Genomic DNA, 24,649 nt, shown 5'->3' with positions numbered 1-24,649 from the left:
GAAACCTAAGTTGGTAATGCTGGCTAAACCTGATGTATGTTGCAAAAATTCCTGACGGTGGTACCTCACGAAGCACCACCGTCAACAATGACTGCTGTTCCTGTTGTGAATGTGTTTTTCAGTAAATACAAATAACTTTCTGCAATGTCTTCAGGAGTCCCAACTCGCCCTACCAGCAAGTTATCACTAGCAGTTTCATACATCTGGAGCCGTTCTTCTTCAGAGAAATTACTCCACAAATCGGTTTTGACTAAACCCGGTCGAACCACATTCACTCTAATAGGAGCTAGCTCGACTGCCAGGATTTGACTTAAGGCATCGATCGCTCCATTGATGCTGGCCAACGTTGAATTCCCTTTGTTCCAACGACCGCCGCCGGACATGAATGTAATTGAACCATCAGCCTTAATATTTCTTGCCCCATATTTAGCACAGAGGTACTGCCCCCAGAACTTAACGGCAAACTGGTGATTGACTACCGATAGATCTGCATTCAGGAAAAGATCAAAAGCAACGGGATTGCCAGGAGTCGTGACTAAATGGTTAAATTCCCCTACTTGGTCAAAGAGTAGCTGAATTGATTTTTCATCCGTTACATCAACCTGATAAGTCTCAACGCGGTTCTCAATCATGGAACTAGCCTGAGTGAGACGCTCTTGATTTCGAGACGCAACTACTATGCTGGCACCTTCTGCTGAAGCTGCTTTAGCAACCGCTAAGCCAATGCCAGAGGTTCCTCCAACAATGACCACTTTTTGATCTCTAAGTGACATAAAGTTACCTTGTGTTCTTGCTCAATGTAGAAGGCTGTTTTGCTTACAGGCAGTAAGAACCTTGTTCGATGTCGTTCAGGATTACAGGTCCTTTCGGTTCCCAACCGAGTTCTCGACGAGCTTTTGTTCCTGTCACTCGACTATTTGTTGCGACAATCGTGGCAACTGTTGGTCCCCAAACTCCCATTGCTTGCTCCATAGTCCAGCTCTCCGTTCTGCTACCCATCCCAACTAAGCGGCTCACTGCTTCGGATAGCCCTTTGGCAGTTACCTCTCCAGTGCCCGCGTTAAATAACGAGCCGGGAGAGGCATGTTCCAAGGCAAGGACATAGAGGTTAGACAAATCATCCACATGTACCGTGGACCAAATGTTCTCACCCTTGCCAATGTAAGGAACGCTCTTTACCCCCTTGGCTCGTTCGATCAGGTGAAGAATTTGCCACGTCCCACCCCGTCCAAATATCATTGGTGGGCGGATAACTATGCTGTGGACACCACGTAAGGCAGCCGATCGAATAAGGTTTTCCGTTTCAACCCGAGGAGCCATAAAAGATGGTGGAGCAAACAATGCGTCCTCGTCGTAAACAATATCACTGGCATCACCACTTGCAAGATCGGCAACCACAAATGAGCCACTAGTGAAGATAAATGGCTTCTCAGATCCTTCAAGAGCAGAGAGAATAATATTGACAGTATTGCGTTCCGCTCCAAGCATCCTAATAAAGTCATTCTGCCAGGAGGGATCGTTCTGATTAGTTATGACAACTACGCCTCGTCCTGGCTCTACCATCGGCTGATGACCTGCTGCATGAATAACTGCATCTGCTCGTTGAATACCTCGTTTAATACTTTGTGCATCGGATAAATCTCCACGATGCGGCTTGATACTCAATTGGTGTAACTTAGTTTCAGCTTCATCAGAACGTGCAAACCCAATCACTTCGTGCCCAGCTGCCAGCAACTTCTCAGCAATGACGCTGCCAACATAGCCGGTAGCTCCTGTTAAAAATATTTTCATGTCCGTAGTGATCTCTCTGGGGATTTGAATAAGCTCTATCCAGAGCAATTGCTGTTTTCAACATAACGATTGGCTGATGACATTACCAGAAACCATTTATGATGGTATAAATTCTAATCGGTTCAGGTGGAAGCCAAGTTTGATGAATGACGAGCAAAGACGCAGAGAACTTAGAGATTTCCTGCGGACGCGCCGAGCTCGTCTCTCTCCTGAAGAAATGGGGTTTCCGGTTGGTCGTCGGCGCACGCCTGGCCTGCGCCGGGAAGAGGTCGCTCAATTGGCCTCTGTAAGTACAACCTGGTACTCTTGGCTAGAGCAAGGACAGGATATTCGCGTCTCTGCCCAAGTGCTAGAGAGTCTAGTTCGCGCGCTTAAATTAACAGCAGAGGAAAGGAACCATCTATTTATGCTGGCGCTCGGACAGTCTCCACCTGATCTGACGGAACAGCGCGAGAGCATTAGCCCAGTTCATCAGCGGGTTCTAGATCATTTTGAAGCTGGTCCCGCTTACATAACAGGACGAAGGTGGGATATCCTGGCTTGGAATCAGGTTGCCAGTCTCCTCTTTGGCGATTTTAGTGTGCTGCTGCAGAGAGAACGTAACTTTGTCTGGTTCTTCTTCACCAACGAAGCTCATCGTCATATGCTTGTCGATTGGGAAGACCATGCTCAGTTTGTTTTGTCCAAATTTCGTAGCACTTGTAGTCGTTACTTAGGCGATGAGAGATTAATAGAACTGATAGAAGACTTGCAAAGGGTCAGTCCCGAGTTTCGGGATTGGTGGTCTCGCCATGACGTGTTTGGCAGACCCTTCGGACGTAAAGAATACGAGCATTCCTTAGTGGGACGTTTGGTATTTGAATACACAGCTTTTCTGGTAGCAGAAGCAACAGATTTAAGGTTTGTTGTCTACACTCCTCTACCTGAGTCAGATACTCTTGAAAAACTTCAGCAACTAAAGGAGCTACATATAAAGGTGATTTTTACTAAAACTTCAAGCGAATAGCGTTAGTGACTGAATCAGCGCACTACTAAAATCCTTTGGCTAAAACTAGTCCGTATTTGGGAATTCACTGTGTACTCAAAAGAACAGCCTTACCAAAAGTTTCAATGTGAAACTGAATAGCTGACTTCACATCGGCTAAGGCTTCTTCGTAAGTGTCTCCCTCACCAACCACCACTCCTTTCAGACCCAGAGGATAGGCGACGTAGTTGTCGGGATGCTTTTCAACAATGACTTTGAAGTTTCTCATGACCTTCTAGATGAGTGTTTTTAGGAGCGCTCTTGAGAGGGCGGAGAACAGAAAAGAGTACATCTCTCTAACCTCCATCACCTTGCCAAATCAAGGCTCGTAATGAATGCCTACAGACTCCATGCGCTCAATTGCTTCACGGATGCGGTTGTCTTCCACCGTTAACGCAACGCGGAAATAACCTTCTCCACAGGCCCCATAGCCATTGCCAGGAGGCACAACAATGCCGCACTTGTCGAGCAACAAGGTGACAAATTCTGTAGAGGTATAGCCCTTAGGAACAGGCACCCAAACGTAGAGAGTGGCCTTGGGCGCTTCTAACTGCCAGCCCAGCGAGTTAAAGCCTTCCACGATCAAATCGCGGCGCTTCTGATAAACCGCCATCAAAGCTTGCAGGTCTGATTCACTGGTTTCAAAACCGGCAATTGCCGCTCGTTGCACCGCCTTAAACACACCGGAGTCGACATTGGTCTTGACTTGGCTGAGACCCTGAATACCAACCGCATTGCCTGCTACAAAACCGACCCGCCAACCAGTCATGTTGTAGGACTTCGAGCAGCTATGAAACTCAATGGCGATATCTTTGGCACCTTTAACTTGAAAGATGCTCGGCGGTTTGTAGCCCTCATAAGCCATTTCGGCATAAGCATGGTCGTGGCACAACAGAATGTCGTAGTGCTTGCAAAAATCGACCAGCTCTTGAAAGAAATCTAGAGTCGCCAGTGCCCCTGTAGGGTTATTGGGATAGTTAATCCACAGCAATTTAGCCTTGCGGGCAATCTCTTCAGGAACCGCACTTAAGACCGGCAAAAAATCGTTTTCAGGCTTGAGGGGCATTGTGTAAGATTCGCCCCCCGCAAAGATCGTAGAGGTGCGATAAACCGGATAGCCCGGATCGGGGATCAGTGTGTAATCCCCCGGTTCAACGAAGGCCAAAAAGGTATTGTGAATCGCCTCTTTAGAGCCAATCGACGACACAATTTCAGTCTCTGCATCCCAACCGCCCACGCCAAAACGCCGCTCCAGCCAACAAGCTGCACTCTCCCGAAACTCCTGGGTGCCTTGGTAGGGCGGGTAATTGTGAGTCGAGCTATCTTGCAAGCCTGCAATCATTGCAGCAATCACATGGTCCGGCGTCGGTCGGTCAGGATCACCAACGCCCAGATTAATGATGTCCACCCCCTGCTCTACCAGTTCTCTGCGCTTACGATTAATTTCGGCAAATAGGTAAGGCGGAATTTGTTGGAGACGCTTAGCGAATTGCATGGGGGTGTACTGACGAGCAGGAGCAGTTAACAAGGTCTACGCCAGTCTACCGCTCTCCAGGGATTCCCTGAGGTAAGCGCAAGCCTTCGAATCTAGCAACGATGAGCAATGCTGTTCCCGTGCTTCTCTTAGAGCACCTGATCGAGATAGTGAATCAAACGATCCACCTCTTCTAGGCTGTTGTAATGCACCATGCTGACCCGAACCACACCGCCTTTTGCTTGCAGATCCAGGTCTTCGATCAACCGCCGAGCATAAAAGTCACCGTAACGGATGCCGATCTTGTGCGCGTCTATGTAGCTGGGAACAGCCTCGCTGGGGAGACCATCAACCACGAAAGCAATCGTAGGCACTCGACGCCTGCGTTCAGCCCTATCTTGACCAATCACCCGGACTTTAGGCCTAGTGCGCAGATAGCTGAGCAAGCGCTCTCCTAGCGCTTCTTCGTGAGCACTAATCAACTCGAACGCCTGCACCATTTGCTGGCGTAAATCTAGGGCAACTCGCTCGCATAGTGGTGCTGCGCCAGTTCGCTGAGATAGTCGCAAAGCCCCAGCATGCCGTAGCTCAGTTCGTAATTCACATTACCCGGCTGGAACTTGTAAGGAATATTCGTCTGGCCAATAAAGTAATGATTGATGCCTGGTAACGCTAGCAAATGCTCACGCTTGCCATAGAGCAACGCATGATGCGGACCATAGACTTTGTAAAAGCTGAAGGCATAGAAATCGATATCCAGATCTTGGACATCAATCAGACGATGGGGCGCATAGGCAACACCATCCACGCAGACTAGAGCCCCCTGAGCATGGGCAAGTTTGGTAATAGCTTTGATTGGGTTAATCGTGCCCAAAATATTCGAGGCATGGGTGAGCGCGACCAAGCGGGTACGAGGGCTGAGTAAGCTCTCTAGCTCTTCCAGATGCAATTCCAAGCTATCGGCATTGAGTTGCCAAACCTTGATTTGGATACCCTGTTTTGCCAAATCCAGCCAAGCACCGATGTTGGCCTCATGGTCACAATTGGTGACAATAATTTCATCGCCGGGCTCAAAGGTTTGGGCCAAACAGAGCGAGAGAATGCGCAACAGCATCGTGGTTGAAGGACCCATCACCACCTCCGAGACATCGGTGGCGTTAATCAGGGTTGCCATCGCTTGAGTTGCCTTCGCTAGCCGCTCCCCGGCCCATTGAGAAACCGCATAGGAAGCCCCCAGTTGCACATTAGAGGTCAGCAAAAATTCGCTGATCCGATCCACCACTGGCTTGAGCGTTTGGGAACCACCTGCGTTATCAAAAAATGTCCAATCGCCCGCTAAGGCGGGAAATTGTTGGCGCACAAAGTCGACCTGGAGCGCAGTCGGTTGAGTCATAAGAAGGGGGAGAATATCAAATTTTGTCTTTCTTTAGTGATGCAGCACTGCATTGAGAAATGCCTGGGTGCGCTGATGCTGAGGATTATCGAAAAAGGTTTGGGGTGGGCCTTGTTCTAAAATTTCTCCCGCCTCCATTAAGATCACGCGGTCAGCGACGCGGCAGGCAAAGCCCATCTCGTGGGTCACGACAATCATGGTCACCCCACTTTTTGCCAGTCGCTGCATCACATCCAGCACCTCATGGACAATTTCTGGATCCAGCGCTGAGGCGGGTTCATCAAATAGCAGACCTCGCGGTTCCAGAGCTAGGGCACGGGCAATCGCTACCCGCTGTTGCTGCCCGCCCGAGAGTTGCGGCGGACGTTTGAGGGCCTGTTCCGCAATGCCCACCTGGGTCAGCAGGGCCATTGCTCGTGCCTCTGCTTGCTGCACCGAGAGGCCCTTGACCCGCATCGGAGCCAACGCCACATTGCGCAGCACTGTCAGATGGGGAAACAGGTTGAACTGTTGAAAGACCATGCCGACACGCTGTCGCACGGCTGCTAAATTGGGGCCCACTTGGACGCGCATGCCGTCAACAAAAATATCGCCCTGGTTGTAACTCTCGAGCAGATTAATACAGCGGATCAGGGTCGATTTACCCGCACCACTGGGACTCACCACCACCACTTCGCCATCGGCTACTTGGAGATCAATATTTTTCAGGACAGAAAATTTCCCAAACTGCTTAGAGACATCTCGAAACTCGATAAAAGGTTGACTCATGAGCGGCTCTCCGCCCGAAATCGCTGCTCAAAGAACACAACTAACCGCACTAACGGCAGCAGCAATAACAAATACAGCAGAGCGGCACCGATCAGGGGTGTTGGATTGGCCGCTAATGCCTGTTGTTGGGTTGCTTGTTTCAGCAATTCTGGCATCGCAACAACTGAGGCCAGGGCCGTATCTTTGATCAGTGAAATGGCATTGTTAGTTAATGGTGGAATGACAATGCGCATTGCCTGTGGCAGCACTACATCCCCCATCAGGCTCCAGTAGTTGAGGCTCAAGGCGTGAGCAGCTTCCAGTTGGCCTCTCGGTATCGCCTGGATACCAGCCCGGAAGATCTCCGCAGCATAAGCACTGCCCACCAGAGAGATTGCCCACAAGGCAGCCGTAAACGGGGCGAGCGTGAGTCCGACAAAGGGCAAGGCGTAGTACACCAAGACCAGCATCACCAGCAGCGGCATCGCCCGCATGACATCGATAAAAATAACCGCCAGAAAACGCAGAGGCCGAGGCGCATATAACCGCACTAGCGCCACGACGAGCCCTAGCAGGGTGCTCAGGAAAATAATTGCACCTCCCAACAAGACCGTTAACCGCAGACCCTCAAGCAGTAACGGCAACGAGTCCCAGCGAACGCGCCAATTGAAAAAGGTGTCCAAGATTTTCATAGTCGCTAGAGCCTCTGCATGTTCCCCAGAGCCTCTACCATCAAAAGCTTAAGGACTGGGGCTAGGCAGTGGCACCACTTCTACGGTGGAAGTTCCTGCTTCAGGTGCACTGCCAAACCATTTCTCATAGAGCTTTGCCAAGGTTCCATCCTTTTTGAGCGCTTCAATTTGGGTGTTAAACTCATCGCGCAGCGGATTACCTTTGGCAAACATCACACTGTATTGCTCGCCTGCTTTGATTCGCTCAACCACTTTGAGTTCGGGCTTATCTTTGGTGTAGTAAAGGGTGGCTGGAATATCAGAAATATAGCCATCAAACCGGCCTGCAGTTAGGTCCAGCATGGCAGGATTTAAGCCCTCAAAACGCCGTACTTCTTTAAAGCTGTATTCTTGCAGGTGGTCTTTAACCCAAATATCGCCGGTTGAGCCGGTATCCACTGCAACTACTTTGCCTTTGAGGTCTTTGACTGAAGTAATGCCGCTGTTGGCTTTGACTGTAAGCAACTGGTCACTGTCATAGTAGGGCTGGGCAAAATCGAGGGTTTCCATACGTTTGGGGGTAATCGTAATCGAAGACACCGCAGCATCGATCCGATTCGACAACACCGCAGGAAAGAGACCTGTGAAGGGCGTATTGACAAACTCAACCTGGCGGCCCAAACGTTTGGCAATCTCGTTAATTAAGTCGATCTCAAAGCCAACTAATTTACCGCTTTTGCCCTCAAACTCCCAGGGCACATTGCCCACATTAGCGCCTACTTTCAGGGGCTGGCTGGTATCGGTGGCAGAATTAGCGGCGGCGCTGGGCTCAGAGCTAATAGCAGCAGAGTTAGCGCTGGGAGGAGTGTTGGTACAACCAGCAAAGGCAATCGCTGCTGCCAGACCTGTCAGGCTGCTCAAAAGGGTCTTTCTGGAAATTACACGCCTGCCCGTGTTCGCTCCTCAAAACTGTGCGTCTAGCCAGAGGCAATGCCTCCAGTTGAGAGAAGCTAACAAAGTTTAAACAGCAGTTATGTATCGTCCAGCACGTTTAACTAATACGTTTAAGTCTGTTGCTTTTTCCACAGTGTGTGCTTATCTCTAGAAGACTCTGGAATTGTCTGTAATCTTTGCCAAAATTGTTTCTGGAATTGTTGCTGGAATTTCAACAACCTTCTGGCTGCTCACAAGCACCGATGCTGACCCAAGTGCTGCTGCCATCAATCCAGTGCTCTTTCTTCCAAATGGGTGCGTTGTGTTTGAGTGTATCGATCGCATAACGGCAAGCGTCAAAGGCTTCAGCTCGATGAGGGCAACCGACAGCCACTAAAACGCTGATCTCACCAATGCCTAGCTTGCCAATGCGGTGATGAATGACAACCTGGCCTGCTTCTGGCCAGCGTTGGTGAATGTCACGGGCAATCTGCTCAAAGATCTTGATCGCCATCGGTTCATAGGCCTGATACTCCAGGAACTCAACGGCCCGCCCTTCTGTTTGTGCTCGCACAGTACCGCTCATCACCACGATAGCGCCGTTACTCTCATCCTCAGCCAAGGCGTAAACCTCATCGAGCGACAGGGGCGCAAAGCTAATCACAAAATTATCGGTGCGGGTGTCGGTGCGGGTGGTAGAGGGGAGACCAGTTGTCATGAATTCATCCGGACGCTGAGGCTGCTTCCCTGATGATACCGATTCGCAAATTCGCTGCCTGATAACCTTGCCTTCGAGAACCAACTGCCGAAGCCCATTGCGAAGCTAAACGCGTCAAAACTCGCGGAAAGACTAAAGAAATCTGGCAAAGTGTTTTTTGTAGTGAGCAGAGCAGCAAAACCCAGCTCTTACTCTTATAAATTTCTTGCCGGATCTAAGTTGACAAACCGACTAACAGTGAGTTGGAGATGAGCTGGAAAAACAAGTTGAGGTTGACGCACCCATTTGGGAGCATTAGTTTTAAAGATCCGGTTGCCGAAGTGTGCCAGGCGAAATATAACAGAGGCAGCGTTTGCTGCGTATCGGCGCTGTGGGCCATGAGAGGCGATGGAAATCGAAGGCGTTAAGCCTACTTGAGTTGCATCGACCTGGATATTCGGCATCGCCACGCGCAAATTCTTTAACTATCGCAGCAGCAATTTTTACGACTGCGTCCTATGGCAATATCTCCCCTGCACAGTGGGTTCTTAAAGGCCCCTGGTTCTGCTACCAACCACGCAACCCGTACCCGGCAGGCGATTGTCTTGGGTGTGCTGACCACACTAATGACCGTTGGCCTCGGTTGCCGTCTAGCCCAACTTCAACTGTTAGAAGGCACTTACAACCGTGAACTAGCCGAGCAGAATCGCGTTCGTCCAGTGCCGATCCCTGCTGATCGGGGTCGGATCCTCGACCGCAAAGGCCGCATTCTGGCTGGAAACCGTTTGTCCCGCTCCGTTTACCTATGGCCCCGTGAGGAGTCCCCAGCCCAGTGGAAACAGACGGCAGCCCGATTGGAAACCTTGCTCAAGATTCCAGCCGCTGAGATTCTCGAGAAGCTGAAGCAGACGGGCTACCACTCCGCCATGCCAGTTCGCATCAGCCGGGATCTAAGCCCCCGCACTTTTGTTTTACTGAGCGAGCAGTTGGCTCAGTTTCCTGGTGTGGAGATCTGGCCAGAGTCCAGCCGATACTACCCCAACGGTGATCTGGCAGCGCATGTGTTGGGTTACATCGGTGAGGCCACCGCTGACGATCTCAAGGCTCACCCGGAATATCGGATGGGCGCTATCGTTGGGCAGATGGGCATCGAGCGAATCGCTGAGAAGCAGTTGCAGGGCGTCTCTGGGGGGCGCCAGGTAGAGGTCGATGCTCGGGGCCAAGAGTTGCGCTTGTTAGCAATTCAGGCGCCAGTTTCTGGGACCTCTGTGCAAACAACTCTAGACGTCGATTTGCAGAAAGCGGCTGAAGCAGCGCTCGGTAAGCGTCGAGGCGGCGTGGTTGCGCTCGATATTAAGACGGGCGCAATCTTGGTCCTGGCTAGCGGCCCGACTTTTGATCCCAATATCTTCACGCGCCGCATCTCTCAGGCGCAATGGGAACGCCTGCAAGGAGAATCTCAGCCCTTCCTGAACCGGGCCTTACAGGGCTACCCACCGGGCAGCACCTTCAAGCCTGTGACCGCAGTGGCTGGCATCGAGTCCGGCAAATATTCTCCCAACTCGCGCGTGGGCACCTATGCCTATATCAACTTGGGCGGGCATTTATTCCACGAGCATGGCAGCAGTGCTGGCGTAATCGGCTTCACCCAAGCCCTCGCAGTCAGCAGCAACACCTTTTTCTATCAGGTGGGGTTGAGGACCGGACCTGAGGAGATTTCTAAGTGGTCCCGCAAACTGGGCATTGGCGAGACCGAAATTTTAGGCTTCACTGGGGGTAGCCGCGGTCAGGTTCCCACCCCAGCAGAGAAGGAAAAGCTCTACGGTGAACCCTGGTACGGGGGAGACACGGTGAGCATGTCCATTGGTCAAGGTCTGGTCCAGGTGACTCCTCTGGAACTAGCCGTGATCTATTCAGCCATCGCTAATGGCGGTTGGCGCGTGAAGCCTCACCTGCTAGCCTCACAGAACAACCTGCCTGCTATCCGACCTGAGCAAACGGGCCTCTCCCCTAGCACGATTTCGACCATTCGCAGTGGTCTCATCGCTGTGGTCCAGCGTGGTACTGCTCGACGGCTAAATGACGGTTCAATTCCGCTGACTGCAGGCAAAACTGGCACCGCCGAAGTTCCAGGACAGAAGGACAACGCGCTGTATGTCGGCTTTGGACCGGTGAGTAATCCTCAAATCGCCATTGCTGTAGTCGTGGAGAATGGCGGCTTTGGTGCTGTCTCAGCCGTTCCTATCGCCCACGAAGTTTACAAGGCGTACTTCAAGAATCACCGTCCCTGACCTAACTTGCCATTGCTCTTTTCCTGATCAGCGCGCAGAAACGTGAGCAGTTCCCGATTCACGGTTTGTGGGGCTTCTTGCTGAATCCAATGGCCGCACTGGCTAATGTATTTCAGCAAGAAGGGAGCGCTAATAAAGCGCTCGGTGTCCTCAGTGAGTTTTTTGCTCAAGGCGAAGTCTTCCTCGCCCCAAAGCAGCAACGTGGGCGCAGTAATTGGCGTGGCTACCTGGGTGAAGAGCTTGGGCAGTTGGGCGGGCGCAAACATTGCACGGTAGTAATTGATTGCGGCGGGTAGAACACCCGGCTTAGCCAGAGCCGCCTGATAAATCTCGATGTCTCGCGAAGAAAAAGCGCCTTTGCGAATCGCTTGTTCCTGAAACAGACGACGCACAAACTCATTGAGATTGCGCTGGATTAACCACTCCGGTAACCAGGGCACCTGAAAGCCCAGGAAGTACCAGCTGCGACGCAACTGATCTAGGTTAGTGACCAGTTCTTGAACCATCCGCTGGGGGTGAGGGCAGTTCAGCACCACCAGTCGATCCACAACTTTGGGGTATTGCTGGGCCAAATGCCAGGCAATCGAGCCACCCCAGTCATGGGCGACGATGTGAGCGCGCTTGTAGCCTAGAGCGGTAATGAGACCCCGTATGTCATCCATCAGGGTCTGCATGTCGTAGCCACTTTCCGGCTTATCGGAGTCGTTGTAGCCTCGTAGATCAGGTGCAACGACCTTAAAGTGTTTGGCGAGAACCGGAATTTGGTGGCGCCAGGAATACCAAAACTCAGGAAAGCCATGCAACAAAACCACGAGGTCGCCTTCGCCCTGCAGTACGCAGTGCAGACGAATTCCATTGGTTTCAACAAATTGGTGCTGCCAGCCAGCGGCGAGGGCGGTCATGCTATCTATTCTTCGTGCGCTTGGATTTCGATGACGTTAGATTGGATATCAACCGTTTGGGCCTGCACCTCAATCGTGCCGGGAGGGGTCAGACGGACAAACTGCTGAGATTCCGCCTTTAGCGGTTCACCACAACTGGGACAGCGGAACTCCACTCCCTTAAGATTCTGCGACTCAACGCTACAGATTGGACAGGCAGCCGTGACTAAATTGCGTCGGAACCACCACTGAAAACCGTAGATCAAAACCACCGGCACCAGGGGCAAGAGCAGCAAGAGTACAAAAGAGGCTTTCACCAGCCAGCCCAAGCCCACCGAACTGAGTAGCAAGATCAGGCAAAGGGCAAACAAGGGGCAGCCAAGGCCAGAGAAATTTAGCGAGAAGCTACGGGGTTCGTTAACGTTCATGGATTTGGGGGTCTCCTGGCCTGGTGCAACAAGAGCAAGTAGCACGATTGCCTGTTTTCACTCCATTGTGACGCAGCCTGGAAGTGAATCAGAGCCAGTACTTAGGTGCAAATACCGAACTGATCAGGCCGGTTGTAGCAAGCGCTATGCCTGGAGAGGCAGCTTTGCTGCTAAACAGCTCTGTAGCCCGGTTGATGAATGCTGTAACGGAGTATTGCGAGACTCTAAGATAGTCTTAATTCCTGCAGGTCGCTATGCTACCGGACAGTCTGCTGCTAAGCACCCCGCTGAACACCTCCCGCCTGCTGCTCTCCCTATTGGGAATGCGAGTGCGGGTCCATCATCAAAGCCGCCTACCGGAGCGAGGCCCGACGCTGGTCGTCAGCAATCACCGCAGCTTTATCGATGCACCTCTGTTAATGGTGGGTTTGGGGCGCTCGATCCGCTTTGCCTGCCATCACTACATGAGCCAGGTGCCCGTCATGCGGGAGTTGGTCAATCAGTTAGGCTGCTTTCCTTTGTCTGAAGCTGACCACCGGCAACAAAGCTTTTTCCAACAGGCCAGTGCCCTACTGCGGGCTCGCCAAATGGTGGGGGTTTTCCCTGAGGGTGGTGAGCCAATGACGCAATTCACGGCTCCAGATCAGATGAGCAAGTTTCATCGAGGCTTTGCGCATTTAGCGCTACGGGCTCCGGTGTCCGATTTAGCTGTAGTGCCAGTGGCCATTGTGTCGCAGGAAGAAGTGAGCCCGCCTGCCATTCCTTTGCGGTTGTTGAGCTGGTTCGATCCCAGTGAACCACTGTTTCAACGCGAGGGCTGGCACCCAATGGTGGTTTATCGTCAGGTCGAGGTGGTGATTGGCAAGCCTGTGTGGATTACCCAAGCGCAGCGAGAAGCCTATCGGGGCCGTCAAGCGGGTCGGGTAGCGGCTGAGCTGTCTCGTAGCTGCCAAAACCAGATTGAACTGCTGCAGCAATCGCGGTTAGAGACTCCAGTTGGCTTTAGTCCTGCTTTTTCCTGAGCTATTCTCTTGAGCTACTGGTTTCCAAGCTGGCTCAGAACCTAGATATTTAGTCGCTTTGCTGTACGAGCTGCCCCTTGCTGTCACAAGCTGATTATCATGCCAGATTCCAACAACAACAGTCCGCTCGAACCCAACCGGGCCCAGGATAATCAGAACCAGAACCGCCCCTTCTTCATTACACCGAAGCAGGTAAACGTGGCGCGGGGACAGGAGGGGCGCAGCAAGTCTGACCGGCCCCTGTTTGTCTACGCCTCCGGAATGGACGGCACGGGGCAGCTCCTGCACACGCAAACCGCAGGTCTGGAGCAGGGCTTTGAGGTGCGCTGCCTGGCTCTTCCGCCTTGGAACCACGATGATTGGGATAGTCTAGCGACAGCTTTGGTCGAGTTAGTCTGGGCAGAACTGGGTAAGGCTAGGCCGGGTTCCCCGTTGCGGCGGTCGGTCTACTTATGTGGGGAATCCTTCGGCGGCTGTCTCGCCCTGCGCACTGCGGTCAAAGCGCCAGAGCTGTTCACCCATATCGTGTTGATAAACCCGGCTTCTTCTTACCATCGGCGACCCTGGCTGTACTGGCTTGGTCAACTATCTAATTACACGCCTGACAGTCTTTACCGAACTGCGGCTTTGGGGCTGCTACCGTTTCTATCGAATCCCAGCCGGATCTTAACGGCGAATCGTCGCGCGCTTCTGGATGCTATGCGAATGGTGCCAGTCCAAACGGCTAGCTGGCGAATGTCTCTGCTATATAACTTTCGGATCAGCCCTGAAGAGCTAGCCCAACTCACTCAGCCAGTTTTACTGATCGCAGGCGGTGCCGATCGCTTGCTACCTTCGGTGACTGAGGTGCAGTGGTTGCATGAGCAGTTGCCAAATTCTAAAGCGCTGGTGCTGCCCCAATGCGGCCATGCTTGCTTGCTAGAGGAGACTGTAAACCTTTACGAGATTCTGAAGCAGCAGGAGTTTCTAGCGCCAGAAGCACAACCAGCGGCTGTGGAGTAGGAACAAGCGTCGAGACCGGGTTTAGGGCAAGGCTCGGGGCAAGGCGGTTTGTCCAGCACAAGGCAGGGTAAACCAGAAAGTTGAGCCAGCTTCGAGCTCACTGCTTACACCAATATCACCACCATGGGCCGTGATGATTTGACGGCAAAGGTACAAGCCCAAACCGAGACCAGGAGTGTAGCGGCTGCGAGTACCGCGGACATACAGCTCGAATAGGCGCCGAAGCTGGGATGGGTTTATGCCGATTCCATTGTCCTCAATGGTGCAACGGATAAAATTTTGCTCCGGTGTTGCTGTGAGCAGTAGCTTAAGCCCGGGGGGATTATGTTTCAGGGCATTGGCGATTAGGTTGCCAAACACGCGCCAAAGCTGAATCGGGTCAGCTTGAATCAGCGGTAGATCATCCGCGATCTGATTAACCAGCACGACTTGACTTTTGATTAGCAAAGGGTCCAAATCGGCGAGCACCGACTGGACCAGAGCACAAAGTTGCACCGGCTCGCAGTGTAGAACGACCCCCTGCAATTCGCTCAAATGAGCTTCTAGCAGTGAGTTAATCAGCGTCAGTTGACGTTCGTTACCCTGAAGCATACGTTGGAGAGTTGTTTTGGTAACAGAGACGTCCTCGGTAGGCTGCTGCAACAATTTCTGCAAAACCATCGAGGTTCCCATGACCGGTGTGCGCAGGTCGTGAGAAACTGCGTGCAAAAATACTCTCAATTCGCGGCGGGATTCAAACTCAGCTTGCTGTAAACGCTCATACAGATACACAGCTAGATCGCAAATGAAGCAAAACCAAAAGAGATACAAAAAGATAGTGACGTTATAGATGGATTGGCCTTGAATGACGGTCAAGCCCAAAGCCGAATAAACGCCGACGTAATAAACCAAAACTCCTAATTGCGAGATCAGATGCAACTGCCAGCGGATTGGAATAAGCGTGGCCTGGGTAAGAAACACCAAACTCCAGGACAGCAGATCGGGTAGAGGTAAGCCTCTAAGAGTGGTTAGAACCTGAGGCACCAAGGTCAGAGACCAGGAAAGCCCCAAAAACAAGACAGTGGGATGGCGATAACCCCACTGCGTACGGCGCAAAACTAAACCCGCCAGTAGCAGCAGCACCGTGAGCGTGTCCATGACAATCCACAGACCTGCCAGCTCTTGGGGCATGCCCTGCATCTCTTTCAACGGGAAGGCTACGTTGTAGAGGTCGCGCAGCACAAACGTGATCAGACAAGCAAAGGCCACCCATAGACCTAACTGAAGGCGTTCCATGAGAAAGCGATGCCGCCAAGCTTCATAGTCAGCAGAACCCGGTGGTACTTGCAAGCGCGCCAGTAGCGCTTTTGTATTTCTCACGAGTGGATTTAGTAGCCTTTTACCCAGCCGTGCTTGCTTACCAGCGTTCAGTGCCATGAAAGACTATCCCTACGAGGCGCCCTCGCTTTACTAACCTAGAAACCAACAGTCCCAAGGGTTTTGTGCCCTGGTGGGGTTCTACCACCTTATAGGTTCCAGCATAATTGGAAGCTTTCGCAGAGTTGGAAGGTAGGTTGGACAAGGGCTGAATTTTAAAAAATTGCCGCCTCCCTGAGTATGCCAAACAAAGCTTAGTGGCTTCCTTTTGCATCATCCGGTTTGCATCATCCGATCAGACGACCCCCTAGATGACTCGTTATGACCTAATAACCTGGTTCTAGATTGGCTCTACAAACGGCAGCTAACGCCGCCGTCGCACTTTGCTGACCATCTTGCGTGAGAAGCGCAAGGATAGCTCTTCCTGCTCAGCCCAATCCTGCAAGATGCGGTAGAAGGTGTAGCGATCTTCTGCCTGAAGCACAGCAGTTTGATCGGCAGTCTCAATTACATAAGGATAACCACCGCCAATAATCACTTCGCAGCGAACCCAATCTAAGACACGATCCAGCAAGCCCGACTCCACCAGCCAGACAGGAAACTCCAAACGCACAGGATAGCCTTCGTGGGCTTTGAGATAGGCGAAGGCAATGCGATTTTCGTGTTCTTGATAGTCACTCAAAATACCAGTATCACCGCCGCGCACACTGCGAAAACAGCCGGATCGATCGCCCCAACGCTGCAAAATCGGGTTGAGTAACTGCGCATCATGAACCGAGCGGGTTGGCGGTAGATCGAATAAAACTTGTAGCAGCGTCGTCAGATCACGGCTGTAACTGGTATCGATGTAAGCCACTAGCGGCACACGAGTTTGTTCACTCGTGCGCAATAAGCTGAGGAGACAATCTACATAAAATTTTTGCCCCTCAGCATCCAGTGCTTCAGCGAAGGTCGCGATCAAAGAACCATCTAGAAAAACTAGGCAATTCTCGCAGGACTGACGCGAACGCATATAGGTGATGAGCCGCTCAGTTTCCATCTGGAAGCGGCGCATATTCACGCGTCGGTCGGCGGGTTCACCACTATTACTAGTGCGCAATTCCGCGGGTGTCATGACATCGAGTTCGACATCTTTGGTGTACTTGCCATCTAAAGTGTGAGGGTTCTCAAACCAACCCACTTGCACCAATGCAATCGGCAGTGACAAGTCTTTGCTAGGAAAAACTTGAGAGCCGTCAACCGCGAACGTAGAGACACCAACAATGCGTTGGCGGGCCCAATCAAAGCTCTGCTCACGGCTAGTGAAATTGAGCTGCGCGTTCAGTATCCAACCCGTCCTGGCATGAGTGGGTTCTAACGGGATCGCCCCTGGCGCTTCGCACTGGCGCAACTTCTCATCGACTTCAGCGGCTGAGAGCTTAGCAACCTGTTTCAAGCTGGTTCGATAGCGCTGTAGATCTGTAATCGCCTGGTGATTGAAATGGGCAAAGTCATCCCGTTTGCTGTGCAAAAGGCTGACTAGTTGCGAGGGTTTGAGCGTCATTGGTTAACGCATAGCTCCCATCGTAATTTTCCAGGACATCTCCCGACGCAAAATTTCTAGAGCCCGCCCTTCTGGCCCCTCAAACAAACCGCTGATCTCTTCTAGAATCTGATGCACTAGTTGGGGTGCAAAAGGACCGCCTGAGCGCAACAAATGGCCGTAATAACAGAACTGCGGCTTGCCCGATTGGCCACTGTGAAACCGTTTGACTTCCGACTGGGTCATGGTGCAAACCGGCATATCGACAGGAACCACCACGCGAGGAATGCCCTGAACCCCAGAGGTTTCTTCGAGGCTGCCGATCAAGACAACGCTGAGCAACGTGCGGATCTCGTTGACCAAATCTGGCGTAAACAACGGATCAGGTTCGCTGGTCAGACGCGGACCATTGCTGTTGTAAAGCGGATTGACCAGTTGTGAATTGTAGATAACCCCAACTGCCCAGTGTCGCTTGTCTGGGCCTTCGATCTTCACAAAACTACCGAAACCGTAGTCCTCAGCCTGTGGCGGACTAATGACGGCCCTAGCATCGTCAACCTGGACAACGTAGTCGCAGTGGGAATTTGATTTAACGACTTTGCCCAGCCGCATCGTTCTGTCCCCCAAGGGCGTCAAAGCCTGATTGCTCAAGCAGTATAGGTCGATTTGGAGAGGAGGAGCAATCCCTGATTTGAATAGGCACAGAGGCACGAAGTACAAGTACCAGGCCAGCAGGTGGCAAGCTCGTTCCCTCGCCCAAACAACCGGGAACGCTAGCTAGAGATGTAAGCTCTTCTACCATTATTCTTAGAGATCATGCGCCTTCCTCGCTACTTTTTTACTGCTAAACGCCGTCGCCGTTCTTCAGATCCCATGCCCTTAGTTGCCTTGATTACCACATTTAGTCTCACTATTGGCCAAAACGTTTTGCTGTCGGTTTTGCTGCCTAGCGCCATGGTTACTTATGGCCCCTTTATTATGGCTGGCTTGTTGATTTGGAATGGGGGCTTAGCACTGCTATTTCTGGCTAGTAGCCACTGGCTCTGCTAGGCTGAGGGGCGAATTCTCGCATCAAGAATCTCTGTGCTGGCTGCTCTACTTTATGGACAAGAAGATCTGCGGTTGGAAGATCTGCCACGGCCGGAACCTGGACCGGGTGAAATTGTGGTCCAGGTCAGCGTTGCAACGACCTGTGGCACTGATTTAAAAGTTTGGCGTCGCGGTAACCACGCCAAAATGCTTGGGGCGAATGGCGGACCTGTGCCCTTTGGTCACGAATTTGCTGGGGTGATTACCAGCCTGGGAGAGGGTATCAGTGACTGGCAGATTGGTGAACGAGTAATCGCTAACAACTCAGCACCATGTGGGGTTTGCTTTTACTGCCAACGTCAACAAGTTTCTCTGTGCTCAGACCTGACGTTTAACAATGGCACCTTTGCCGAGTACCTACGCATTCCCGCAGCCATTGTGCGCTCTAACTTGCTACGCATTCCTGACCCATTGCCCGACTATCTAGCTGCCCTCACTGAGCCTCTAGCTTGCGTGCTCCATGGTGCTGCTCGCTCCAATGTACGGAGCGGGGATACGGTAGCGGTATTAGGAGATGGGGCGATTGGACTGATGTTTGTGGCCGCCTTACAGCAATGGGATGTCAAAGTATTGTTGTTTGGTGGTCAGCCAGAGCGTCTGATTTTAGGTCAGCAGCTAGGGGCAACCGCTGTGTTTAACTATCACGAATTAGCCGATATTCCAGCAGTGGTGCGTGAGCACACTCAAGGACAAGGAGCTGATGTCGTCATTGAAGCAGCTGGTGTAACGACAGCCTGGGAGACGGCCATTGCTTGTGCGCGTCCAGGGGCTACAGTCAACTTATTCGGCGGCTGTCCTCGCAACACCCAAATTTCGGTGAGCACTGAGCGCCTCCATTACAGCGAATTAACGCTCAAAGGCGTTTTTCACAACACACCTTACTACGTCCGGGAAGCTCTAGGTTTACTGTCGTCTCGCCGTTTTCCATTGGAACTATTGGTGAGTGACCAACAGCCGTTGAGCAATATTGAGCAAGTGTTCCAACAAATGAAAGCCCGAAAAGCGCTCAAAGTTGCCCTCCGACCCAGCGCGTAAATTTGTTAAGCGAGCTTGTTATATGGAAATCATTGAACAGAACCAAGTGGGCTAGGAAAAGTGGCGTCATGCAACTGATATCTCATACTGACATTCCTCTCTTCGATCTCTATAAATTTAGAGCTCGAAGTGACCAGACGATTCCAGGCTATCTTGCGCTCAGCACCGCTCCCGTTAATGTCGATGCAACGCAGGTCTATCCCGCACTGCCAGATGCTGCGATCTTTGAGATAGCAGAGGATCAGCCCAAGGCGGAAGCAGAAACTCAGATTCAGCAGATCGCCAGACATTTATGGAAGGACGAAACACCAGAACTAGTCATTGCGATTCATGGCTACAGCTCCAGATTTTCTGACGTGCAAGCCTGGTATAAAAGCATTTACGATTACATCAATAATGATGTGAACATTGACAAGTCTAAGGGACGAGTGTTTATCGGCTATCGTTGGCCCTCAGAAAACCCAGCGGGTGATGCATCTAGCCCCTTCTCTAGGAATCTGAGCAATGCAGTCAAAGCTCTACCCTCTCTGCCTAGTGGCATGTTGTGGGGTAGATTAGTTGGTAGTGCTCTCACACTGATAGCATTTCTAGTCCTGAAGCCCTTTCTGTTACTAGTCATTCCCTTGCTCCTGTTCGTGACCGGCTTCTCATTAATTCTGATGCTGGTTGTCCTGCGTTTGGTCACTTATTTCCGTGATTCCTATCGAGCTGCCAACTTTGGAGTTCCAGACTTAGTTGAGTTAATTCGGCAACTAGACCAGGCGGTATTCGAACAGTCCAAACTGACAGAAGAGCAATGGAAAATTCAGCCAGACCCAGGCTCTCAAGACCGCAAACGCCTCAAACTGACCTTTATCGGTCACAGCATGGGTTGCTTTGTCGTAACCAATGCGATTCGGATTTTATCAGATGTATTTGATACCCGTTCGATTGGAAACCTCAGTATCGTTAATCCTGATAAGTCACCTTCATCAGCAATCGGTCGCGTATTTAGTCTGGGCCGTCTAGTTTTGGTTGCGCCTGACATCCCCGTGGAGACCATCATGCCCAGGCGTGCCAATTTTCTACGTTCGTCCCTGCGCCGTTTTGAAGAAGCCTATATTTTCAGCAATGAGGGTGATCTGGCACTGCGTTTAGCTTCGACCACCGCTAATTATTTCAGTTTTCCGGCCATGAACCGGACCAGCGGTTATCGCTTGGGCAATATCACTGTTAAGCATTTTGTCAATCAGCAACAGCGCTCAGGTTCTAAACCGTTCTACGGTATTGTCAATCCGCGTTTGGCAGATGGCAATTTTGAGGATCCCTATCAGTATTTAGAGGTGCGAGCTTCTAAACGGGAGCACAAAGCATTAAGAGAGATTCGCTCAGCGAGCGGCAGTAAGCCTGTTGCCAACTTGTTTACGTACTTTGATTGTACTGACTATCGCGAGCTGACCCAAAACTCGGCTAAACAAGGCCACTCAACAGGGGTAGTGAGCTATGCTCTCGGCAAGCCCGTGTTGCAGCTTTGGGATTATATTGCTTTGAGCGTGGCCTTTTTTGCTCTAAACCTGGATGTGCATGGTGGCTATTTTCGAGGTCAGTTTAGTCAACAGGCGATCTATCAACTTGCGTTTCTAGGTTTTCAGGAATTTTTAAACGCCTTGACTGGATCTGACCAGACACCAGAACAACAATTGCAAGTGTTGTCCGAAGCCTGTCAGCAAAAAGGCATCCAAGTCGTTCTAGCCCCAGAGCGATATCAGGTGGATCTATTAGGGCAGAAACGCGATCGCTCAGGCTACTGAGGCATCAATTTATGCAGCAGTTGATAGACATCTAAAAGAAATAGAGTCAGAGGCTTTTCTGCTTCGATCACAGCAGTATGAGTGGCAATCCCTAGAGTATCTGCATTACGATACGACTCTGGGAGAACGCGAATCGTAGAGATAGGCAGCTCCATAATGGTCGGCGCAACTGAGACTGGAATGCCGTAGAATTCGCCATTAGAACTTTGAATAACAATCACGTAATCTGCCGTCACCGCCTGACCTGGAGTGCGATTTTGGTACAAATTCTGCTGCAGATCTAGAATCGTCAGCTCATGCTCACCCAGATGGGCAATACCAACATTGCTCAAGCCACTACCGAAAACGAGTGTATTACTGATGATCTTATAGACTACTTCAATATGTAGAGCTAGGGTCAGTTCTCCAATCGAGAAAACAATGACTCGAACCTGAGGCTCAGCCTTTTTCTGCCGAAGGGAACCGCGAGCTGAATGGGTGAGCGCAGAATGAGTGGATTCAAAGGTCATGGCTCTAAACTTTAGCGGATAGGGCAGTTACAAGAGGCACGTTATCGGCTGTTGATGCACGGCGCATCGTCTCTAATGTGGCTGCCAATTCTTGTTCCAGGCAAGGTTTGGTCAGGTAAGCAGAGGCCCCTAAAAGCATTGCCATACGTTGGTGTTTTTGGCTGCTACGAGAGGTCAGCATGGCAACTGGAATTTTGCTCAATTCTGGATTCTGACGACGACGAGTTAAAAACTCAAAGCCATTCATGTTAGGCATCTCGACATCACAGATCACCGCACAAATCTCAGAGGTTTGACGCAGATGTTCTAGAGCTTCGCGGCCATCTCGGGCTTGCAAAACACGGTAACCAACCTTTTGCAGAGCGAGAGTTAACGTCTGTCGCATCCCCACAGAATCATCGACGACCAAGACCGTTGGAGCTTTGCGAATCGAAGCAGGTGGTAACTTAGGTTGAATCGGAACTAAATTATCCTCCACATCACTGAGTAGAGCTGAAGTATCGACCACTGGGATTAAACTACCATCACCCAGAATCGTGCAGCCATAGATGTAGGGGGGTGGCGCCATAGCAGAACCAAAGGGTTTAATCACCAATTCCTGCTCAGTGATCAGACGGTCAATTTCGAGCGCAAAAAATTGTGAATCCCGTTGCAATAACAATAGAGGAGAAGCCCAATCCGAAGGCGCTGGAACCGCTACTAAAACCTGGCTAGGCGCTGACTCTGGAAAGGGGTAGGTGTAAGTGAGCAAGCTCGATATAGGGCGCACAGGCACGATGCTGCCACGCCAATGCAAGAGTTTTTTGCCCCCTGAGGTTTTGATTTGATCAGGTTTTGGAATAATAATTTCCTCAACACTGTCTAATGGCAGTGCCAAAGTAGAGGAATTCACGACAAAAATCAGCAGTTTAGCAATGGTCAGGGTCAGAGGGAGACGAATGGTAAACGCAGTGCCATGCTGAGGCTCCGAATTGATACTAATAGAGCCCTTAAGCTCCTGAATCTGTGAACGGACAACATCCAAACCAATGCCACGGCCCGAGATATCGCTCACTTGGCTAGCAGTTGAAAAACCAGGTTCAAAAATAAGGTTATATAGCTGGGCCGTTGGGATCGCTGTGTTGGTATCTTCAGGTAACAGATTAAGCTTTCGCGCCTGACGACAGATCTCATCCAGGTTAATTCCTTGGCCATCATCGCGGACTTCGATCACGGTTTGGCTACCTTGGTGGTAGGCGTGAATCGTGATCTGACCAGTGACTGGCTTGCCTAGCTTTTGGCGCACTTGTGGAGGCTCGATGCCGTGATCAAAGGCGTTGCGCAACAAGTGCAGCAGAGGCGCTCGTAGCTTTTCTAAAGCAGCTTTATCTACCAGGACCCGCGTGCCGCTCAACTTTAAATCGACCGGTTTACCATAAGTTCTGGCCATGTCCCGGAGCGTGCGGGGAAAGGTCTCCAGAATTTCGCTCAGAGGCAGCATGCGCGCCCACATCAAATCGTCGCGAAGATGGGTCAACGTCTGACGTTGCTTCTCGACAGCGTGATTTGTTTGGTCCGCGAACAGTGCGACGTCTCCTGTATTTTCGGCAAGCTGGGCAACTTCCTCCAAGACAGATTGCAAATAGGAATGGATCTGGCTGTAACTATCCATTTCTAGTTGATCAAATTCGCTGTCCGGCCCGGTCGAGAGTGGCAGTGCAAAATTTTTGGTTTTAAGCGAGACGATCGTTTGGTCCGAGAGATGCCGTAGGTGTGTCCCCATTTGCTGAAAATTAGCAAACCGTTTCAACAGGGCTTGCACAGAGCCTCTAAGCTGCTTGTTCTGTAGCGATAACCGGCTTTGGTTAATCGCTAGTTCACCCACCAAATTATTCAGGCGATCCAGCCGGTCCAAATCAACCCGTACTGATTGGGGCGTGGGCTGCTCACTGGGTTGTTGACCCAATTCAAACGCCGGGTCGAAGACTTGATCAAAGGCAGGCTCCTCAGCATTAACAGCGTCTAAATCGGTGCCTAAATTAGAGTCCAAATCGAGGTTTAAATCAGTGAAGACATCTAAGACAGCTCGTGTGTCTTGGACATCTTGGACATCTTGGGCTTCTTGGGCATAGGCCGGGTCGAACTGCGGGACTAGACTGGAGGCTGTTAAAACTTCCGTAGGTGTAGTTGGGAGTACAGGCTCTAACCATTGCAGCAATGCCTCTGAGGGCGAGCCACCCTGAGTTCGATCACCCGCTAGAACAGCTTGCTGTGCTTGCTGAAAGTCTGCTAGGGCCAAACCTAAAATCGCTTCCGCTTGATCAGGATTAGCTTTGACGGCGGCAATCGCTGTCTGGGATAGATTTTGGAAACCGGGCAGGTTTAGAAGCTCTGCTAACCCCGAGAACACTTCGGCTTGTGTACACAGCTCTCCGGCAACTTCGTAAGCATGTGGATCAGCGAGAACCGCTTCTAGCCGCTCCAATCCCTGAGCGACATCTACCTCGAAAATCGACTGAGCAATATCAACACCCAGCTCCACTGAACTGGGCAAGTTAGCAGCGTTGTTGAGGAAATCTCCTAATTTTGCTTCTAATTGGCTAAAGACCTGGTCGGCATCTGTAACGGCTTTAGATTTATTGATTCTGCCAGTGCTGATCCCTTCTATCAAGGGAAGACGCAGGCAATCGTAAGCCTTAAAGAGTAAATCTTCCAGTTCAGGATCGACCTGCAAGTCTTCGTCGTATAAAGCTTTGAAGCTGTCTTCGAGGCGATGGGCGATCTCTTTAATGGTCTCTGAGCCAACACTGGCAGCCCCTCCTTTAATCGAGTGAGCGGCTCGCATTAAGGTGTGGACTTTTTGGATGCTGCGGTCTTGAGTCAGGCTCAATAAACCCTGCTCAATAACTTGCAAAAGCTCTGGTGCTTCTTGAACAAAAAACTGATAGGCTTGCTTGCGAATATCGCTATCAATCGCCATGCCGGTGCTCCTATACCACGCCTTCAGATTGGGAG

At 51.2% G+C, this 24,649-nt stretch carries 25 protein-coding genes; 7 read left to right on the top strand and 18 right to left on the bottom strand.

The window, feature by feature from the left end:
- Positions 1-65: 65 nt before the first annotated feature.
- A complete protein-coding gene (locus H6F94_RS18855) occupies positions 66-773 on the bottom strand; it encodes an SDR family oxidoreductase (protein ID WP_190803764.1) in 708 nt (235 codons plus the stop codon).
- A 43-nt stretch (positions 774-816) separates the two neighbouring features.
- Positions 817-1,791, bottom strand: coding sequence for an NAD-dependent epimerase/dehydratase family protein (locus tag H6F94_RS18850; RefSeq protein ID WP_190803763.1), 975 nt, complete (start codon positions 1,789-1,791; stop codon positions 817-819).
- A 142-nt stretch (positions 1,792-1,933) separates the two neighbouring features.
- Here H6F94_RS18850 and H6F94_RS18845 point away from each other — a divergent pair, with 142 nt between their 5' ends.
- Positions 1,934-2,797 carry a helix-turn-helix transcriptional regulator gene (locus H6F94_RS18845; protein WP_199320506.1) on the top strand — a complete coding sequence of 288 codons (864 nt, stop codon included), beginning with the start codon at positions 1,934-1,936 and terminating at the stop codon, positions 2,795-2,797.
- 64 nt (positions 2,798-2,861) lie between these two features.
- Here the strand turns inward: H6F94_RS18845 and H6F94_RS18840 are convergent, their stop codons facing one another.
- The 9 genes from H6F94_RS18840 to H6F94_RS18805 all read right to left on the bottom strand — a co-directional run bounded on the left by H6F94_RS18840 (position 2,862) and on the right by H6F94_RS18805 (position 9,194).
- Positions 2,862-3,044 carry a type II toxin-antitoxin system HicB family antitoxin gene (locus H6F94_RS18840; RefSeq protein WP_190803761.1) on the bottom strand — a complete coding sequence of 61 codons (183 nt, stop codon included), beginning with the start codon at positions 3,042-3,044 and terminating at the stop codon, positions 2,862-2,864.
- Between the two features lie 90 nt (positions 3,045-3,134).
- A complete protein-coding gene (locus tag H6F94_RS18835) occupies positions 3,135-4,310 on the bottom strand; it encodes a pyridoxal phosphate-dependent aminotransferase (RefSeq protein WP_190803760.1) in 1,176 nt (391 codons plus the stop codon).
- Positions 4,311-4,438: 128 nt separating this feature from the next.
- Positions 4,439-4,858, bottom strand: coding sequence for an aminotransferase class V-fold PLP-dependent enzyme (locus H6F94_RS33030; RefSeq protein WP_277878121.1), 420 nt, complete (start codon positions 4,856-4,858; stop codon positions 4,439-4,441).
- Complete coding sequence (locus H6F94_RS18830; protein ID WP_277878120.1) at positions 4,804-5,682, bottom strand: aminotransferase class V-fold PLP-dependent enzyme; 879 nt, start codon at positions 5,680-5,682, stop codon at positions 4,804-4,806. The genes H6F94_RS33030 and H6F94_RS18830 overlap by 55 nt, the downstream gene beginning before the upstream one ends.
- Before the next feature lie 33 nt (positions 5,683-5,715).
- Positions 5,716-6,450, bottom strand: coding sequence for an amino acid ABC transporter ATP-binding protein (locus H6F94_RS18825; RefSeq protein WP_190803759.1), 735 nt, complete (start codon positions 6,448-6,450; stop codon positions 5,716-5,718).
- Entirely contained in the window at positions 6,447-7,121 is a 675-nt protein-coding gene (locus H6F94_RS18820) for an amino acid ABC transporter permease (protein ID WP_190803758.1), read from the bottom strand. Before H6F94_RS18820 ends, H6F94_RS18825 begins: the two co-directional genes overlap by 4 nt.
- A gap of 48 nt (positions 7,122-7,169) precedes the next feature.
- Positions 7,170-8,021: a basic amino acid ABC transporter substrate-binding protein gene (locus H6F94_RS18815; RefSeq protein WP_199320505.1), complete on the bottom strand. Its 852-nt coding sequence runs from the start codon at positions 8,019-8,021 to the stop codon at positions 7,170-7,172.
- Positions 8,022-8,265: 244 nt separating this feature from the next.
- Positions 8,266-8,751 (bottom strand): molybdenum cofactor biosynthesis protein MoaE, encoded by a 486-nt coding sequence (locus tag H6F94_RS18810; RefSeq protein WP_190803757.1) that lies wholly within the window; start codon positions 8,749-8,751, stop codon positions 8,266-8,268.
- 194 nt (positions 8,752-8,945) lie between these two features.
- A complete protein-coding gene (locus tag H6F94_RS18805; RefSeq protein WP_190803756.1) occupies positions 8,946-9,194 on the bottom strand; it encodes a hypothetical protein in 249 nt (82 codons plus the stop codon).
- Between the two features lie 54 nt (positions 9,195-9,248).
- On the opposite strand from H6F94_RS18805, the gene mrdA reads away from it, so the two are divergent.
- A complete protein-coding gene (gene mrdA / locus H6F94_RS18800) occupies positions 9,249-11,021 on the top strand; it encodes a penicillin-binding protein 2 (RefSeq protein ID WP_190803755.1) in 1,773 nt (590 codons plus the stop codon).
- Here mrdA and H6F94_RS18795 read toward each other — a convergent pair.
- Together H6F94_RS18795 and H6F94_RS18790 are read right to left on the bottom strand one after the other, a co-directional pair.
- Complete coding sequence (locus H6F94_RS18795; RefSeq protein ID WP_190803754.1) at positions 11,009-11,923, bottom strand: alpha/beta fold hydrolase; 915 nt, start codon at positions 11,921-11,923, stop codon at positions 11,009-11,011. The two genes, mrdA and H6F94_RS18795, sit on opposite strands and share 13 nt — an antisense overlap.
- A gap of 5 nt (positions 11,924-11,928) precedes the next feature.
- Positions 11,929-12,330 carry a hypothetical protein gene (locus tag H6F94_RS18790; protein ID WP_190803753.1) on the bottom strand — a complete coding sequence of 134 codons (402 nt, stop codon included), beginning with the start codon at positions 12,328-12,330 and terminating at the stop codon, positions 11,929-11,931.
- Between the two features lie 254 nt (positions 12,331-12,584).
- Between H6F94_RS18790 and H6F94_RS18785 the strand changes: the two genes are divergently transcribed.
- On the top strand, positions 12,585-13,352 hold the full coding sequence (locus H6F94_RS18785) for a lysophospholipid acyltransferase family protein (protein WP_199320504.1): 768 nt from the start codon (positions 12,585-12,587) through the stop codon (positions 13,350-13,352).
- A 99-nt stretch (positions 13,353-13,451) separates the two neighbouring features.
- On the top strand, positions 13,452-14,354 hold the full coding sequence (locus H6F94_RS18780) for an alpha/beta fold hydrolase (RefSeq protein ID WP_190803752.1): 903 nt from the start codon (positions 13,452-13,454) through the stop codon (positions 14,352-14,354).
- A gap of 21 nt (positions 14,355-14,375) precedes the next feature.
- Here H6F94_RS18780 and H6F94_RS18775 read toward each other — a convergent pair whose 3' ends face one another.
- The 3 genes from H6F94_RS18775 to H6F94_RS18765 all read right to left on the bottom strand — a co-directional run bounded on the left by H6F94_RS18775 (position 14,376) and on the right by H6F94_RS18765 (position 17,844).
- A complete protein-coding gene (locus H6F94_RS18775; RefSeq protein ID WP_190803751.1) occupies positions 14,376-15,770 on the bottom strand; it encodes a sensor histidine kinase in 1,395 nt (464 codons plus the stop codon).
- Between the two features lie 304 nt (positions 15,771-16,074).
- A complete protein-coding gene (locus H6F94_RS18770; protein ID WP_190803750.1) occupies positions 16,075-17,253 on the bottom strand; it encodes a DNA double-strand break repair nuclease NurA in 1,179 nt (392 codons plus the stop codon).
- A 3-nt stretch (positions 17,254-17,256) separates the two neighbouring features.
- Positions 17,257-17,844: a DUF8166 family protein gene (locus H6F94_RS18765; RefSeq protein ID WP_190803749.1), complete on the bottom strand. Its 588-nt coding sequence runs from the start codon at positions 17,842-17,844 to the stop codon at positions 17,257-17,259.
- 204 nt (positions 17,845-18,048) lie between these two features.
- Here H6F94_RS18765 and H6F94_RS18760 point away from each other — a divergent pair, with 204 nt between their 5' ends.
- The 3 genes from H6F94_RS18760 (at position 18,049) to H6F94_RS18750 (ending at position 21,146) form a co-directional block, all read left to right on the top strand.
- Complete coding sequence (locus H6F94_RS18760; RefSeq protein WP_190803748.1) at positions 18,049-18,282, top strand: hypothetical protein; 234 nt, start codon at positions 18,049-18,051, stop codon at positions 18,280-18,282.
- Between the two features lie 33 nt (positions 18,283-18,315).
- On the top strand, positions 18,316-19,356 hold the full coding sequence (locus H6F94_RS18755; RefSeq protein ID WP_190803747.1) for a zinc-dependent alcohol dehydrogenase: 1,041 nt from the start codon (positions 18,316-18,318) through the stop codon (positions 19,354-19,356).
- 68 nt (positions 19,357-19,424) lie between these two features.
- The gene (locus H6F94_RS18750) at positions 19,425-21,146 is read left to right on the top strand and encodes an alpha/beta hydrolase (protein ID WP_190803746.1); all 1,722 of its coding nucleotides are present in this window, start codon (positions 19,425-19,427) and stop codon (positions 21,144-21,146) included.
- Here the strand turns inward: H6F94_RS18750 and H6F94_RS18745 are convergent.
- Positions 21,140-21,655 (bottom strand): chemotaxis protein CheW, encoded by a 516-nt coding sequence (locus H6F94_RS18745; RefSeq protein WP_190803745.1) that lies wholly within the window; start codon positions 21,653-21,655, stop codon positions 21,140-21,142. The genes H6F94_RS18750 and H6F94_RS18745 overlap by 7 nt on opposite strands.
- Positions 21,656-21,659: 4 nt before the next feature.
- Positions 21,660-24,614: a hybrid sensor histidine kinase/response regulator gene (locus H6F94_RS18740; RefSeq protein ID WP_190803744.1), complete on the bottom strand. Its 2,955-nt coding sequence runs from the start codon at positions 24,612-24,614 to the stop codon at positions 21,660-21,662.
- Between the last annotated feature and the right edge of the window lie 35 nt (positions 24,615-24,649).

This window comes from Leptolyngbya sp. FACHB-261 (genome assembly GCF_014696065.1).
Classification (GTDB): domain Bacteria; phylum Cyanobacteriota; class Cyanobacteriia; order FACHB-261; family FACHB-261; genus FACHB-261.
Note: the sequence above shows the minus strand (reverse complement) of the source record. Positions and strands in the feature narration are given on the sequence as shown.

Bases quoted from the DNA above. Each gene is read 5' to 3' on its own strand.
- H6F94_RS18745 (WP_190803745.1), bottom strand. From the start codon at position 21,655: ATGACCTTTGAATCCACTCATTCTGCGCTCACCCATTCAGCTCGCGGT.
- H6F94_RS18785 (WP_199320504.1), top strand. From the start codon at position 12,585: ATGCTACCGGACAGTCTGCTGCTAAGCACCCCGCTGAACACCTCCCGC.
- H6F94_RS18820 (WP_190803758.1), bottom strand. From the start codon at position 7,121: ATGAAAATCTTGGACACCTTTTTCAATTGGCGCGTTCGCTGGGACTCG.
- H6F94_RS18840 (WP_190803761.1), bottom strand. From the start codon at position 3,044: ATGAGAAACTTCAAAGTCATTGTTGAAAAGCATCCCGACAACTACGTC.
- H6F94_RS18830 (WP_277878120.1), bottom strand. From the start codon at position 5,682: ATGACTCAACCGACTGCGCTCCAGGTCGACTTTGTGCGCCAACAATTT.
- H6F94_RS18770 (WP_190803750.1), bottom strand. From the start codon at position 17,253: ATGACGCTCAAACCCTCGCAACTAGTCAGCCTTTTGCACAGCAAACGG.
- H6F94_RS18805 (WP_190803756.1), bottom strand. From the start codon at position 9,194: ATGCCGAATATCCAGGTCGATGCAACTCAAGTAGGCTTAACGCCTTCG.
- H6F94_RS18845 (WP_199320506.1), top strand. From the start codon at position 1,934: ATGAATGACGAGCAAAGACGCAGAGAACTTAGAGATTTCCTGCGGACG.
- H6F94_RS18740 (WP_190803744.1), bottom strand. From the start codon at position 24,614: ATGGCGATTGATAGCGATATTCGCAAGCAAGCCTATCAGTTTTTTGTT.
- H6F94_RS18810 (WP_190803757.1), bottom strand. From the start codon at position 8,751: ATGACAACTGGTCTCCCCTCTACCACCCGCACCGACACCCGCACCGAT.
- H6F94_RS18790 (WP_190803753.1), bottom strand. From the start codon at position 12,330: ATGAACGTTAACGAACCCCGTAGCTTCTCGCTAAATTTCTCTGGCCTT.
- H6F94_RS18775 (WP_190803751.1), bottom strand. From the start codon at position 15,770: ATGGCACTGAACGCTGGTAAGCAAGCACGGCTGGGTAAAAGGCTACTA.
- mrdA (WP_190803755.1), top strand. From the start codon at position 9,249: ATGGCAATATCTCCCCTGCACAGTGGGTTCTTAAAGGCCCCTGGTTCT.
- H6F94_RS18835 (WP_190803760.1), bottom strand. From the start codon at position 4,310: ATGCAATTCGCTAAGCGTCTCCAACAAATTCCGCCTTACCTATTTGCC.
- H6F94_RS18780 (WP_190803752.1), top strand. From the start codon at position 13,452: ATGCCAGATTCCAACAACAACAGTCCGCTCGAACCCAACCGGGCCCAG.
- H6F94_RS18850 (WP_190803763.1), bottom strand. From the start codon at position 1,791: ATGAAAATATTTTTAACAGGAGCTACCGGCTATGTTGGCAGCGTCATT.
- H6F94_RS18795 (WP_190803754.1), bottom strand. From the start codon at position 11,923: ATGACCGCCCTCGCCGCTGGCTGGCAGCACCAATTTGTTGAAACCAAT.
- H6F94_RS18750 (WP_190803746.1), top strand. From the start codon at position 19,425: ATGCAACTGATATCTCATACTGACATTCCTCTCTTCGATCTCTATAAA.
- H6F94_RS18765 (WP_190803749.1), bottom strand. From the start codon at position 17,844: ATGCGGCTGGGCAAAGTCGTTAAATCAAATTCCCACTGCGACTACGTT.
- H6F94_RS18760 (WP_190803748.1), top strand. From the start codon at position 18,049: ATGCGCCTTCCTCGCTACTTTTTTACTGCTAAACGCCGTCGCCGTTCT.
- H6F94_RS18855 (WP_190803764.1), bottom strand. From the start codon at position 773: ATGTCACTTAGAGATCAAAAAGTGGTCATTGTTGGAGGAACCTCTGGC.
- H6F94_RS18825 (WP_190803759.1), bottom strand. From the start codon at position 6,450: ATGAGTCAACCTTTTATCGAGTTTCGAGATGTCTCTAAGCAGTTTGGG.